The following is a 13,214-nucleotide window of genomic DNA, read 5'->3' as shown; positions in this document are numbered from 1 at the left end:
TTCAGGCGGCGCTGGACACGGCTGGCGCGGCCGGGACCGCGGCGGGCGCATCGGCTTCGGCCTTGGCCAGGCGCACGCTGCGGCCTTCGAACACCGCACCGGTTTCCATCGCCAATTGCTCGTGGGCGATGTCGCCCTCCACATGGGCTGTCCCATAGAGACGCACCTGACGCGCCTTCATCGGGCCCTTCACATGGCCGCGGATCTCGGCCACCACGGCCACCACGGAGCCCTCGATCCGACCTTGCGGCCCAAGGCTGAGCTTGCCCACCCGCACGTCGCCGCGCACCAGGCCATCGATCTGCACCTCGGCCTCGCCGGCCACATTGCCTTGAATACAAAGGCCTGGGCCGATCAGCGAAGGCGCCTTGGGCTTGGCGGTCGCGGGCGCGGCGGCGAGCGCATTGCGGGCGAGGGGCGTCTCCTCCGCCTGCGGGCGAGGCGAGGTCTTGTTGGCTTTCTCGAACATGGCGGCGTCCCTTCTCGGTACGATTTGAGTGGGGCGCTGCAAGCCGCGGGCCGCGGTAGAGCTTAACCCCCCGCCATGGCCCCGCGCACCAGCCGGGCGTAGAGCCTCTCCTCCAGGCTGGAGGGCCGGTCGAGGCCCAGTCGCTCCAACGCCTGGCGGACCTTGGCGTCAGGCCGTCCCGCCGTCAGACCGCGCAGGGCGAGCGCGGCGATCTCGCTCTTGGAGACCGAAGCGGCCTTGATCTTCTGCAGCGCGGGAGCCAGGGCCTGCTCCACCACGGTCATCTCGGTGCCGAACGGGAAGGGCGGCAGGTCGCCGGCCTCGCGGAACGGGGCCAGCCGCGCCGCGAGGGCGTCCGCGGTGTTTCCAGCGGCAAAGGCGCTGATCTGGTGGTCGCCGGCGAGCTTGCCTGCGGCCTTGGCCTGGTTGGTCAGGGGCTCGTGGAAGCCCGCATCGGCCACCTCCAGCATTGCGGCGATCACCTCGGCGTCGCGGGCGCCGCGCAGGTCGGCGACGCCATACTCGGTCACCACCATGTCGCGCAGGTGCCGCGGAATGGTGGTGTGTCCGTAGGACCAGCGGATGTTTGACTCCGGGCCATCACGCCCCTGGCGGCTGGCCGGAAGGGTCATGATCGAGCGGGCGTCCGGCAGGGCGAAGGCCTGGGCGACGAAGTTGTACTGGCCGCCCACCCCGCTCACCACGCGGCCGTCCTCCAGGGCGTCAGAGGTCACCGCGCCCAGCAAGGTGGCGATCATGGCGTTGTTGACGAAGCGGGCGCCCTTGCGGTCGGCGACGCGCTTGTCGAAGTCGGCGCCATGGAGCTCGTTGACGAAGCCCACATCTGTCATGCGGAACTTGGCGCGCTCCTCCAGGGGCATGTCGCGCAGGGCGGCGTAGAAGTCCCGGGGCGCCAGGAAGAAGGCCGCGTCCAGCACCGCGCCGTCGACCTCCCGTTTCAGAACACCGGCCCGGTAGAGCTCCAGAAAGGCGTCCACGAACATCTCGGTGGCGGCATAGATCCCTTCCTCGAAGGGGCCAGTGTGACGTTCCAGCCGGTCGTCAGGGGGTGTCAGGCTCTTGAGGATGGCGGCGAACCTCGCCGGCTGCCGGTGGCGCAGGATCAGGGCATGGGCCACCGCATGGCCCATGGACCCGATGCCGATCTCAAGCGTCCCGCCGTCGGGGATCAGGCTCGCGACATGGAAGCCCATCGCATAGTGGGTCAGGCTCACCGGCTGCTTGGGCGGGCCAGGCAGGGGGAATTCGACCTCCGGGCTCTCCAGCATCATGGCGAAGGCTTCCGGCGGCAGCTCGGCGGCCCCCGGCATATAGGGCAGCTCAGAATTGACCTGACCCACCAGGATGAGGTCGCTCCGGCCTTCCGCCTTGGCCTTGAGCAGTTCCAGGGTCAGGTCTGTGTTGCACGACAGGCTGTAGCTCTCGCCGCCGTCCCGTTCTCCCTTGGCCACCAGCTGGGCCACCACATTGCAGCCGCGCTCCAGGATGTAGCGGCTTGCATGGGTATAGTTGGCGCTGATGTAGTTCTGCTGCACCTCGGGATCGTTCAGCCACATGCCGGCCTGCAGGAAGAATTCGTCGACCTCGATATTGGGGGGCAGGCCGCCGCGGCGCTGGGCCTGGGCGTAGGCAAGCTCGGGATAGCCGCCGAGCGTTCGCTTCAGGATCGGCCCCATGAAGCGCTTCTCCAACAGGCTGCCGGGCTCGGGTGGGGTCAGGGTGAGCGCCGTGAATATCCGCAGCGAGATCGAGGGGTCGGTGGCGGCCCGGGCATAGAGGGCGTTGGCGATGTGGTTGGCCTTGCCCAGCCCCAGGGGCAGGCCCAGCACCACCTTGCCATCGAGGCGTTCGATGATGGCCTTGGCGACCGCGTCGGCCTGTGTCATCCGCAACATTGATGCGCTCACGTGAGGCGATCCCAGCCTTGGTCGGGACGGAAGCGTTCGCCGTGCGTCGCCGCCAGCGCCTCCATGCGCGCCTTCAGAGCCTGCGCCCCGTGGCTGCGGGCATAGTGGATCGGTCCGCCCCGGAACGGCGCGAAGCCCGCGCCAAAGATCATGGCCCCGTCAACGATGTCCTCGTCCTCCACCACGCCCTCCCGGAGGCATTCCAGGCAGGCGTCGATCATCGGCAGGATCAAACGGTCGGTCATTTCCTGGGTGGGCTTGGCGAAGGACTTGGCCTTCTGCGGCTCGCCATCCTTCCAGGCATAGACGCCCTTGCCGGTCTTGCGACCCAGATCACCGGCCGTGACCTTGGCGCGCAGCGTGTCCGGGGGGACGGGCAGGGGCTTGTCGAGGCTGGCCTTCAGGCTGTCAGCGACCGCCATGCCCACATCCAGGCCCACCTGGTCGGCCAGTTCTGCCGGTCCCACCGGCATACCGAAGGCCTCGGCTGCGGCGTCGATGGTCTCAGGCGCATGGCCCTCCTGCATCATCACCATGGCTTCGAGCATGTAGGGCGTCAGCGCCCGGTTCACGAGGAAGCCGGGCGCGCTGCGCACAGGGGCTGGCAGGCGGTCGATGGCGCCCAGGAAGGCCTTGGCCATGTCGAGGGTCTCGGTCGCCACGCCTTCGTGGGTGACGATTTCGACGAGCTGCATCCGCGAGACCGGATTGAAGAAGTGGATGCCGATCAACCGCTCGGGCCGTTCGAGACCTTCGACCAGATCCTCCAGGCGGATCGAGGACGTATTGGTGGCCAACACCGCGCCGGGCTTCATGCGCGGCTCGAGGTCAGCGTAGATTTTCCTTTTTAGATCAAGTTTTTCAGGCGCCGCCTCGATGATCAGGTCAGCGTGGCGAACCCCCTGGCCGTCGGGATCGGGGATCAGCCGGTCGAGGGCGTCCCGGGTCTTGGCGCTGTCATGACCCAGTTTCGGATAGAGGGTCGCGGCCCGGCCGATGGCCTGGGCGATGATCTCAGGTTTGAGATCGGCTAGGGTGACCTTGATCCCGTGCCACGCCGCCCAGGCGGCGATGTCGCCCCCCATGGCGCCGGCGCCGATGACATGCAGATGGCCGGGCGCCTGGGCCTCGACCTCGGTCAAGCGCTTCATCGTCTCGCGCAGAAAGAAGACCCGGATCAGGTTCTGAGCCGCATCGGTGGTCATGAGATGGGCGAAGGAGGCGATCTCGGCCTTTCGCAGGGCCTTCAGGTCGTCCCCATGACGCTCCCATAGGTCCACCAAGGCGCCCGGGGCAGGATAGTGTTCTGGCGGCGCCTGCTTGGCGGCCTGGCTGCGCATGCGATCTGCGGCGGCGCGGCGCGGAATGTCGGCGTGAAGGATGCGATCGGTCACCTGATGGCGCAGCCGGCTCAAGCGGCCAGGCTTGGAGGCGCGGAACTCGCCGCGGGCCACGGCGGCGACGGCGGCCTTCACGTGGCGCTCTTCGGCTACGGCGTCGGCCAAACCGATAGCCTTGGCCTCGCCCGGACGCTTGGCCTTGCCGGTCAGCATCATCTGCATGGCTTCCAGCGGATCGATCAGGTCCAGCAGTCGAGCTGTGCCCCCCAGGCCCGGATGCAGACCGAGCTGAACTTCTGGAAAGCCCAGACGGGCGTCCTCGCCCACCACAATCCGATGGTCGCAGGCCAGCGCGATCTCCAGGCCCCCGCCCAGGGCGTAACCATGGATCACCGCCACCGTCGGCGTGCTGAGCCTGGCGAGGCGATCCACCACCTCGTGGGCGCGGGTCATCCGCTGTTCCACCTCGGTGGCGTCGCGGGCGCCGACAAAGGCCTTCACATCGGCGCCGGCGAAGAAGCCGCCGGCCTTGGCCGAGCGGATCACCAGGGCCTTGGGTGCGTCCTGCTCCACCTTGGCCAGGATTTGGTCGAGCTCTTCCAGCACCTCTTCGGAGACAGTGTTAGCGCTGGCGCCGGGCTGGTCAGCGACCAGCCAGTCGATCCCGTCTTCATCCCGGGTCAGCCGCCAAGCCTTCCAGGGGCCAGGGGCGCCGGTGTCAGGGCCAAGCTCCATCAGCCGGGGCTCCAGGGTCTTCCAGGCGATATCCGTCATTGATGTCTCCTTCAGACCGCTTGGATCAGCATGGCGCCGCCCTGGCCGCCGCCGATGCACTCGGTGGCGACGCCCCGGGGCTGGGCCAGGCGCTTCATGGCGTTGGCCAGGTGCAGGACGATGCGCGCCCCGCTGGCGCCGACGGGATGGCCCATGCCGATGGCGCCGCCGTCGACGTTCAGCCGTTCCCGGTCGATCTGGCCGAAGTTGCCGTCCAGACCGAGCACCTGTCGGCGGAAGTCATTGTCCTGCCAGGCCGCCAGGCAGGCCAGGACCTGGGCGGCGAAGGCCTCGTTGATCTCCCAGATCGGCACGTCGGCCAGGGTCATGTCGTGGGCGCGCAGCAGCTTGGTGGCCGACATCACCGGGCCAAGCCCCATGATCTTCGGGTCCAGCGCAGACCAGCGGCTGTCAACGATCTCGGCCAGGGGCTCCAGGCCGTGTTCCTTCACCGCAGCTTCAGAAGCCAGGACCACCCAGGCGGCGCCATCGGTGATCTGCGAGCTGTTGCCTGCCGTCACCTTGCCAAACGGCGGCTCGAAAGCCGGCTTCAGCTTGGCGAGCTTGTCGGGGCTGGAGTCGGGCCGCACGCCATCGTCGCGGTCATAAAGCTCACCGTCGCGGGCGAAGGCGGGCTCCAGCTCACCCTTGAACCAGCCCTCTTGATGAGCCCTGGCCGAACGGAGCTGGCTTTCAGAGGCGTAGACGTCGGCGTCGTGGCGGGAGATCTCGAACATCTGCGCCAGAATCTCGGCGGTCTGGCCCATGTTCAGGTCTGTGATCGGGTCGGTCAGGCCCCGCTCCAGGCCGATGACGGGGCTCAGGAAGTCTGGCCGGAAGCCCATGGCGGCCTTGGCCCTCGCCAGGGGACTCCGCGCCCCGTTCAACTCGGCGAACCAATCGGTGGCGTCATGGCTCAGCACCAGCGGCGCGTGACTGAGGGCCTCCGCGCCGCCGGCCAGGATCAGGTCGGCGGTTCCCTGCTGGATGTAGCGGAAGGCGGTGTCGATGGACTGCATGCCCGAGCCGCAATTGATCTGCACGGTGAAGGCGACCATGGCCTCGCCCATGCCCAGGCGCAGCGCCGCCACCCTGGCCGGGTTCATCTCGTCGGCCACCACATTCACGCAGCCCAGGATGACCTGGTCGAAGGCGCTCGGCGCGAAAGGCTGACGCAGCAGCAGGGGCCGCCCGCACTGGACGGCCAGATCCACCGGGGTGAAGGGACCAGGCCGCCCCCGGGCCTTGATGAACGGTGTGCGGGCGCCGTCGACAATATAGACCGGCCGGCTCATTCGGCGGCCTCGACGCGCACCTGCTCAGCCGGGGTCGCCATGCCGGTGATCTCTTCAGGCGAGAAGTCATCCACGGCGACCACCTTGGCCACGGCGATGGCCACCTCAGCCAGCCTGTCGTGGTCTTCGCGGCTGATCAGGCCCTGGTCGAGGGCGGCGTCCGGGTCGCGGACCCGCAGCTTCTTCAGGCGGTCGCGGATCGGCTCGGTGGAGACCACGAGATCCAGGGCGCGCTCCAGTTCGGCCACGGCGTCGTCGCCGACGCCCAGATAGACGCCCTCGGTGAGGCGATCGCGGGTGGCCGACGGCTCCAGGATCAGTCGGGCGCAGGCGCGGGTGACCCGGTCGCTGGGACCCCGGCGGATCACACCGAACGGCAGGACAAACAGGCCCAGTAACCAGGCGACGGGCTGGTTGGGGAAGTTGTCGAGGATCTCCTTCAGGCGGCGCTCGATGGTCAGAAAGCCGTCCTGCATGATCCATTCGACCAGGGGCAGATCAGCTTCCTGGCGGCCGTCTTCCTCCCAGCGCTTGAGGGTCGCGCTGAGCAGGTAGAGCTCGGCCAGGATGTCGCCGAAGCGGGCCGACAGCATCTCCTTGCGCTTCAGCGAGCCCCCCATGGTCAGCAGCGCGGCGTCTGAGGCCAGCGCGAAGCTCGCCGCATAGCGGCTGAGCTTGCGATAATAGCGCTTGGTCGGACCGGTTTCGGGCGCAGGTCCCAGCAGGCCGTCGCTCCAGGAGCGGATGAAGGCGTTCTTGGCGGTGCGCAGGATGTGACCGGCGTGGGCCCAGACGGTGACGTCGAAGGCCGCCAGCCCGCGTTGGGTGTCCTCGTCAGCCAGGGCCTCCATCTCCTTGAGGATGAAGGGGTGGGCGCGGATCGCGCCCTGGCCGAATACGATCAGACTGCGGGTGAGGATGTTGGCGCCCTCCACCGTGATGCCGACGGGTACGGAGCGGTAGAAGGTTCCAAGATAGTTCTTCGGCCCGTCGATCACCGCCTTGCCGGCATGGACGTCCATGGCGTCATTGGCGCTGATACGCATGCGCTCGGTGGCGCTGTTCTTCATGATCGCCGAGACCACCGAAGGATGGTGGCCCAGCGCCAGGCCTGCGCAGGTAAAGCGGCGGGCGGCGTCCAGCAGATAGGCGTTGGCGGCGATGCGCCCCAGCCGCTCCTGCACGCCCTCAAACTCGCCGATGGGAATCCGGAACTGGGTGCGGACGCGGGAATAGGCGCCGGTGGTGCGCGCGGCCATGGCGGCGCCAGCGGCCGAAAGGGAGGGCAGGGAGATGCCACGGCCGGCGGCGAGGGCCGCGTTCAGCATCATCCAGCCCTTGCCGATCTGCTCCTGGCCGCCAAGGATGGCGTCGATCGGCAGGAAGACGTCATGGCCGGAATTGGGACCGTTCTGGAAGGCCTGCATGGCCGGGATGTGCCGCCGGCCGATTTCGATCCCTGCGGTGTCGGTGGGCGCCAGGATAACGGTGATGCCCAGGTGTTCCTCACCGCCCAGCAGGCCGTCGGGATCCTTGACCTTCACGGCCAGCCCAAGGACGGTCGCGATGGGACCCAGGGTGATGTAGCGCTTGGCCCAGTTGAGCCGTAGGCCCAGCACCTTCTGGCCCTTGTACTCGCCCTCGCAGATCACGCCGGTGTCGGTCATCGCCGTCGCGTCCGAGCCGGCCTCTGCGCTGGTCAGCCCGAAGGCCGGAATGTCGCGGCCATCAGCCAGCCGAGGCAGCCAGAAGGATTTCTGGTCGTCGGTCCCGAACTTCATCAGCAGTTCGCCGGGGCCCAGGGAATTGGGCACCATCACGGTCACGGCTGCGGCCACCGAGCGCGTGGAAATCTTCCGCACCACTTCGGAGTGGGCATAAGGGCTGAAGCCGAGGCCGCCGAATTCCTCGGGGATGATCATCCCGAAGAAGCGTTCGCGCTTGATGAAGTCCCACGCCTCCGGCGGAAGGTCACGATCCTCCCAGTTGATTTTCCAATCGTCCAGCATGGCGCAAAGCTGATCGACGGGGCCATCGATAAAGGCGCGCTCGGCGTCGGTCAGCCTCGCGGGCGGAATGTCCAGCATGGCCCGCCAGTCGGGATCGCCGGAGAAAAGGTCTGCATCCCACCAGACATCGCCTGCAGCGATCGCCTCGGCCTCGGTGTCGGACATCTCGGGCAGGACGCCCTTGGCCATGTGGTAGATCGGCCGCGTGACGAAGTCGCGGCGCAGGGCTGACCTGTCCATGCAACACCTCCTGGGTTTGGGTTCAGTAAGGCCAACGCGTCAGAGCCGGTTCGGTTCGTGACCAGGGAGCCGGCGCTTCCTGAGGAAAAACGATCCCCCAGATCGAACGGCTGGCGGGCTGTGCGTGTTCTGAGGTGAACACCCCAGTCTCAGGAGATCTCATGCCCCCCGCCCCAGATCAGCCCGACTTCGAACCCCAGGACCAGGCCGAGGTCTTCGATGAAGACAATACCGTCGGCGCCGGCGATGACCTGCCGCCAGCCGAGATGCGGACCTTCGAGGAGATGGCGGAGGTCCGCGACGAGACCGCCGCTATCGGTGACGCCGATGACGATGAAGCTCAGTTTGCCGACGACCTGGATGACGGAGAGATCGTCGCCCTCGGCCAGGATGAGCAGGACGGTCTGGCCCGGGACGGCGACCGGCCGGTGTTCGACGCCGCCCAGGACGGGGGAGGCCCCGGGATGGGCGAGAACGAGGCGCCGCTGCTCGACGCAGGCGACATGGCCTCTGCGCCAGACACCGCGCGCGCCGACCGGACGAGCCTGGAGTCAGACCAGCTGAACGAAGCCGATCTAACCGACCTGGGCTATCGGGACGGGCCGGCTAAGGAATGATCCGGGGTGGGCGGCCGCCCTTGACCGTGACAGGTTGCGGCCGCCGCCCCTCTGACGGAGTTCTCTGTTTTGACCATGCCAATTTCAACCGACAGCGTCCCAGGATCGCAACTGGAGCGCCTGTTGGCTCTGGCGGATCGACCTGAACCGGTGCGCACCGTTGTCGTCCATCCCGTGGACGACCTGTCCATCGCCGGGGCGGTTGAGGCGGCCGCGCGCCAACTCATCGTCCCGATCCTGATTGGCCCCAAGGCGCGAATCCATGCCGCTGCGGCCGCTGCGGGGGTCGATATCAGTGGGTTCGAGTTGCATGACGCGCCCCATAGCCATGCCGCCGCCGCCCTGGCCTGTCAGATCGCCGGGCGAGGAGAGGCCGAGGCGGTGATGAAGGGCGCCCTTCATACCGACGAACTGCTCGAGGCTGTGGTCGCCAAGGACTGTGGCTTGCGGACCGAGCGACGCATGAGTCACGTCTTCATCCTCGACGTCCCCACCTATCCCAAGCCCCTGCTGGTGACTGACGCGGCCATCAACATCGCCCCGGACCTGGCCACCAAGCGTGACATCGTCCAGAACGCCATCGACTGTGCGTTGGCCATGGGGGTCGAACGGCCAAAGGTCGCGATCCTGGCGGCGGTGGAGACGGTCAATCCCAAGATGATCTCCACCCTGGACGCCGCCGCCCTCTGCAAGATGGCTGATCGTGGCCAGATCGTCGGCGGGCTCCTGGACGGGCCGCTCGCCTTTGACAACGCCATTTCCCGAGAGGCCGCGGCCCAGAAGCATATTGTGTCCGAGGTGGCCGGCGACGCTGACATCCTGCTCGTCCCCGATATCGAGGCCGGCAACATGCTGGCCAAGCAGCTCTTCTATCTGGCGCGCGCCCAGTCGGCGGGGATCGTCATGGGGGCCCGCGTTCCGATCATGCTGACCAGCCGGTCCGATGGCGTGTTGTCGCGCCTGGCCTCCTGCGCGGTCGCCCTGCTGGTGGCCAAGGCAGAGCGCTCCAAGCCCCAGCCAACCTAGATACAGGCCAGGCCTATGCAGATCCTCGTGCTGAATGCTGGCTCGTCGAGCCTGAAGTTCGCTGTTTATGAAAGCGCGGGCGAGGCTTTGCAGATCAGCATGACCGGCGCGGTCTCAGGCCTCCCTGATCGGCTGCAGTTCAGAGTCCGCGACGCCGCCGGCGCGGTCCTGGCGGAGGCCGAGTGGCCTGAAGGCGAGGGCGAACTGAGTGCGGCCCTGGCGCGAACCCTTGATTGGCTGGCGGGAGAGGGTGGGGTGGGCGCGCCCACCGCCATCGGCCACCGCATCGTCCATGGGGGGCTGGACTTCGCAGCCCCCATTCGTCTCGACGAAGAGACCCTGAAGCGGCTTGAGGGCCTCTCACCCCTGGCGCCTCTGCACCAACCCTTTAACCTCGCCGCCGTGCGCGCCGCCCAGGCCCGGTTTCCAGGCGCGGCGCAGGTCGGGTGCTTCGACACCGCCTTCCATGCCGATCAGCCACGGCTGGCCCGGATCTACGCGCTTCCGCGGGACCTCACGGAGGCAGGGGTTCTCGCCTATGGCTTCCACGGACTGTCCTATGACTTCATCGCCAGCGCGCTGCGCGCCCGGTTTGGCGACACCTGTGGCGGGCGGGTGATTGTCGCCCATCTGGGCAGTGGGGTTTCTCTCTGCGCCCTGGCGCAGGGCAAGAGCCTCGCCACCACCATGGGTTTTTCCGCCCTCGATGGGCCGCCCATGGCCACCCGGTCAGGCGCCGTGGATCCTGGCGTGCTGCTCTATCTGATGGAGACGCGGGCAATGTCGGCCGCCGACCTGACGGATCTGCTCTACCGCCGGTCTGGTCTGTTGGGGGTTTCCGGTGAAAGCGGCGATGTGCGGGTTCTACTGGCCAGCGAACGGCCCGAGGCGCGCGAAGCCCTGGATCTGTTCGTCTATCGCCTGGCTCGCGAGATCGGCGGCCTGGCGGCCGCGCTCGGCGGCGTGGACCGAATCGTCTTCACCGCGGGCGTGGGGGAGAATTCTGCGGAGATCCGGGCCGGGGTGCTGAGCGCCTGCGCCTGGCTTGGGGCGGAACTGGACGTCGAGGCGAACCAGGCCGGGGCCGAGGTGATCACTGTGGCCAGCAGTCGTGTGACGGCCATGGTCTTGCCCACTGACGAGCAGGTCGTCATCGCCAACGCGGCCCGCGCCATGCTGCCGAGGTCCTGAACGCGCGAAAGGCCCCGACGGCGAACGCCGGGGCCTACCGTGGAACTGGTCTGCGACCTGTTCTAGAACTTGTAGCCGAAGCCCGCCGACACGACCCAGGGATCGAGCTTCACGGTCGACTTCACGCCATTGCGGTTATCGGTGGCGTCGGTCTCGAAGAACACCTTCTTCACGTCAAGATTGGCGCTCCAGGGCCCGCTCATGGCGACGTCCACGCCGGCCTGGAGGGCGAAGCCGAAGCCGTTGTCGATGTCGAGATCGAAGCCGTTCTTGTCCGACCCGTTGTAGAAAATCATGTAGTTCACGCCCGCGCCCACATAGGGGCTGACCTTGGCCGCCGGGGCGAAGTGGTACTGAAGGGAGACCACCGGGGGGAGGACCCAGGTCTCCTTGACCTTCAGGTCGGTGGCCGGGCCCTTGGCGGTGACCGTGTGCTTGGTGGTGCCGGCGATGACCTCGACAGCGACATTGTCGGTGAAGAAGTAGCTCAGACCGATGGTCGGCATAACGTCGGCGTTCACCTCGGCGCGCAGGCCCGTCGGGGCGCCGGCCAGGGTGGTGATGGGATCTCCAGCCTCTGGGTCGACCGAGGTCACCCGGACATTGAGCATCTTTGTCCCTGCGGTCTTCGGCTGGAACTCCTGGGCCTGGGCGGTCCCGGCCAGCGCGAGGGCGAGGCCGGCGGCAAGAACGGCGGTGGTTTTCATGACTATCCCCTTATTGACGGTATGACCGTGGCCGGGTGATGCGCCTGCCCGCAAAGGGGCTCCTTGATCTGGCTCAAGCTGAACTGTGGGGCGACCTTGCGGCGGTTTGATGCTGGTCAAGGCGACGCCCTGTGGGATGGCGCCTGATGACGTGCGCAACCCCAAGGAGCCGCCCCATGTCGAAATCCATCAGCAAAGACCTCCGCGAAGACGTCAAGGATTTGCGGGAGAACATCGACGAGACCCTGGAAGACGTCGCCCGGGCCCTGCGTTCAGCGGCGGAGAGCCTGTCTGACGAAAGCGAGGAGGCCATCGCCAAGGCCGCCGTGGCGGTGCGCAAGGCCGCTGACGCCTTGTCGGAAAAGGCCAAGCCGGCCAAGGCCATGGCCGAGAAGGCTGTCCAGGAGGTCAAGGAGCATCCGATCGTGTCGGCAGGCGCAGCCTTGACCGCCGCAGCGCTGCTGATCAGCCTGCTAGTGGCTGAGCGCCGCAAGAAGGGCTGAGACCGCCGCAGCCCGGGCTGCGGACATCATCGGCTCTCGCCTTCAGGCCCTCTTCGGGCTCGGGGGCGAGAGCCCCTGTTGCTTGGACTGGAGATTTCGCCTTGGCCTACAAAGACATCCTGCTTCATCTTGAGACCTATCCTGATCCCACGCCGGATCTCGCGCTCGACCAGGGTCTGGCCCTCTGCGCGGCGCTCGGGGAGCAGGTCACCGCCCTGGCGCCGCAAGTCTCCATACCGTTGAAAACCAACCGCCTCGCCGACTTCGCCCTGAAGCTTGGCGACATGGCCAAGGCCGAAGAGGCCCGCAGCCGGCAGAACGCGGAGAACCTTCTCGACAGGTTCGAGACGGGCGCCAAGACCCTCGGCGTGTTCGGAGGACGCCTGTCGCCTGCGGCCGAGGTGTTTCAGACACCGGAACTGACGGCCAGGCTGGCCCGCACCCGAGACCTGTGCGTCATCCCCTATGGCCGGGAAGCCGCCGCCTATCAGGGCGTGGCTGAGGCGATGATCTTTTCGTCTGGTCGCCCTGTGGTGATTTTCCGTCCGAATGAGACAAGGCCCGCCCAGGGAGGGCTGGGTACGGTCGTGGTGGCCTGGGACGGCAGCCGTTCTGCTGCGGCTGCGGTGGCGGCCGCCCTTCCTGCCCTGGTTTCGGCGCGCAAGGTGGTGGTTCTCACGGTCTTGAACGAGAAGGCCAGCGCCGGGGCTGGCGCAGCCCAGGATCTCATTCGCTATCTGGGGCGCCATGGAATTGTTGCGGAATCGCAGGAATTCGACTCAGCGGGCGCCAAGATCGGCTCAGTGCTCGATCACGTCGCCCTAAGGTCCGAGGCCGACCTTCTGGTCATGGGGGCCTTTGGCCACTCGCGAGCCCGGGAGTTTGTCCTGGGGGGCGCGACCCGCAGCATGCTGGAGTCGCCCCCGGTGCCGGTGCTACTGGCGCACTGAGAGGCGCCATATTCGGCGGCGTGTGGGCGGTAATTCCCCCTGCACGCCGCCATTTCTGGATTCCGCGCCGACCGTCCGCGCCGACTTGCATTGGTCCGGCATCGGCAGAGGATGTCTGGCCAGCGGGGCTGACGCCCCTGAAATCCCAGTCCTTCGGAGTCCGCC

The 13,214-nt window shown here is 67.4% G+C and carries 11 protein-coding genes; 5 read left to right on the top strand and 6 right to left on the bottom strand.

Translation table 11 applies throughout. From position 1 onward, the window contains the following. Nucleotide 1: 1 nt before the first annotated feature. The 5 genes from Q8K84_RS16585 to Q8K84_RS16565 form a co-directional block, all read right to left on the bottom strand. Nucleotides 2-469 carry a polymer-forming cytoskeletal protein gene (locus tag Q8K84_RS16585; RefSeq protein WP_305283841.1) on the bottom strand — a complete coding sequence of 156 codons (468 nt, stop codon included), beginning with the start codon at nt 467-469 and terminating at the stop codon, nt 2-4. Between the two features lie 62 nt (nt 470-531). Continuing rightward, nucleotides 532-2,385, bottom strand: a complete 1,854-nt coding sequence (locus Q8K84_RS16580; RefSeq protein ID WP_305283839.1) for an acetyl-CoA hydrolase/transferase C-terminal domain-containing protein — start codon at nt 2,383-2,385, stop codon at nt 532-534. A gap of 8 nt (nt 2,386-2,393) precedes the next feature. Beyond that, entirely contained in the window at nt 2,394-4,511 is a 2,118-nt protein-coding gene (locus Q8K84_RS16575) for a 3-hydroxyacyl-CoA dehydrogenase NAD-binding domain-containing protein (RefSeq protein ID WP_305283838.1), read from the bottom strand. Nucleotides 4,512-4,522: 11 nt separating this feature from the next. Beyond that, nucleotides 4,523-5,806 (bottom strand): acetyl-CoA C-acetyltransferase, encoded by a 1,284-nt coding sequence (locus Q8K84_RS16570; protein ID WP_305283837.1) that lies wholly within the window; start codon nt 5,804-5,806, stop codon nt 4,523-4,525. Next, nucleotides 5,803-8,055, bottom strand: a complete 2,253-nt coding sequence (locus Q8K84_RS16565) for an acyl-CoA dehydrogenase (RefSeq protein ID WP_305283836.1) — start codon at nt 8,053-8,055, stop codon at nt 5,803-5,805. The genes Q8K84_RS16570 and Q8K84_RS16565 overlap by 4 nt, the downstream gene beginning before the upstream one ends. 161 nt (nt 8,056-8,216) lie before the next feature. On the opposite strand from Q8K84_RS16565, the gene Q8K84_RS16560 reads away from it, so the two are divergent. Genes Q8K84_RS16560 through Q8K84_RS16550 form a run of 3 tightly spaced genes read left to right on the top strand, consistent with a single transcriptional unit; the run spans nt 8,217 to nt 10,889 of the window. Beyond that, entirely contained in the window at nt 8,217-8,672 is a 456-nt protein-coding gene (locus Q8K84_RS16560) for a hypothetical protein (protein WP_305283835.1), read from the top strand. Nucleotides 8,673-8,723: 51 nt separating this feature from the next. Further along, on the top strand, nt 8,724-9,698 hold the full coding sequence (locus Q8K84_RS16555) for a bifunctional enoyl-CoA hydratase/phosphate acetyltransferase (protein WP_305283916.1): 975 nt from the start codon (nt 8,724-8,726) through the stop codon (nt 9,696-9,698). Between the two features lie 15 nt (nt 9,699-9,713). Next, nucleotides 9,714-10,889 (top strand): acetate/propionate family kinase, encoded by a 1,176-nt coding sequence (locus Q8K84_RS16550; RefSeq protein ID WP_305283834.1) that lies wholly within the window; start codon nt 9,714-9,716, stop codon nt 10,887-10,889. A gap of 62 nt (nt 10,890-10,951) precedes the next feature. On the opposite strand, the gene Q8K84_RS16545 is transcribed toward Q8K84_RS16550, so the two are convergent. Next, entirely contained in the window at nt 10,952-11,596 is a 645-nt protein-coding gene (locus Q8K84_RS16545) for an OmpW family protein (protein ID WP_305283833.1), read from the bottom strand. Nucleotides 11,597-11,772: 176 nt separating this feature from the next. On the opposite strand from Q8K84_RS16545, the gene Q8K84_RS16540 reads away from it, so the two are divergent. Both Q8K84_RS16540 and Q8K84_RS16535 read left to right on the top strand, forming a co-directional pair. Next, nucleotides 11,773-12,099 (top strand): hypothetical protein, encoded by a 327-nt coding sequence (locus tag Q8K84_RS16540; RefSeq protein WP_305283831.1) that lies wholly within the window; start codon nt 11,773-11,775, stop codon nt 12,097-12,099. A 101-nt stretch (nt 12,100-12,200) separates the two neighbouring features. Further along, the gene (locus Q8K84_RS16535) at nt 12,201-13,049 is read left to right on the top strand and encodes a universal stress protein (protein WP_305283829.1); all 849 of its coding nucleotides are present in this window, start codon (nt 12,201-12,203) and stop codon (nt 13,047-13,049) included. The last annotated feature ends 165 nt before the right edge of the window (nt 13,050-13,214 follow it).

The organism is Phenylobacterium sp., from assembly GCF_030679875.1.
Taxonomy (GTDB): domain Bacteria; phylum Pseudomonadota; class Alphaproteobacteria; order Caulobacterales; family Caulobacteraceae; genus Phenylobacterium.
The sequence above is the reverse complement of the archived record's forward strand: the minus strand, read 5'-3'. Positions and strand labels throughout refer to the sequence as shown.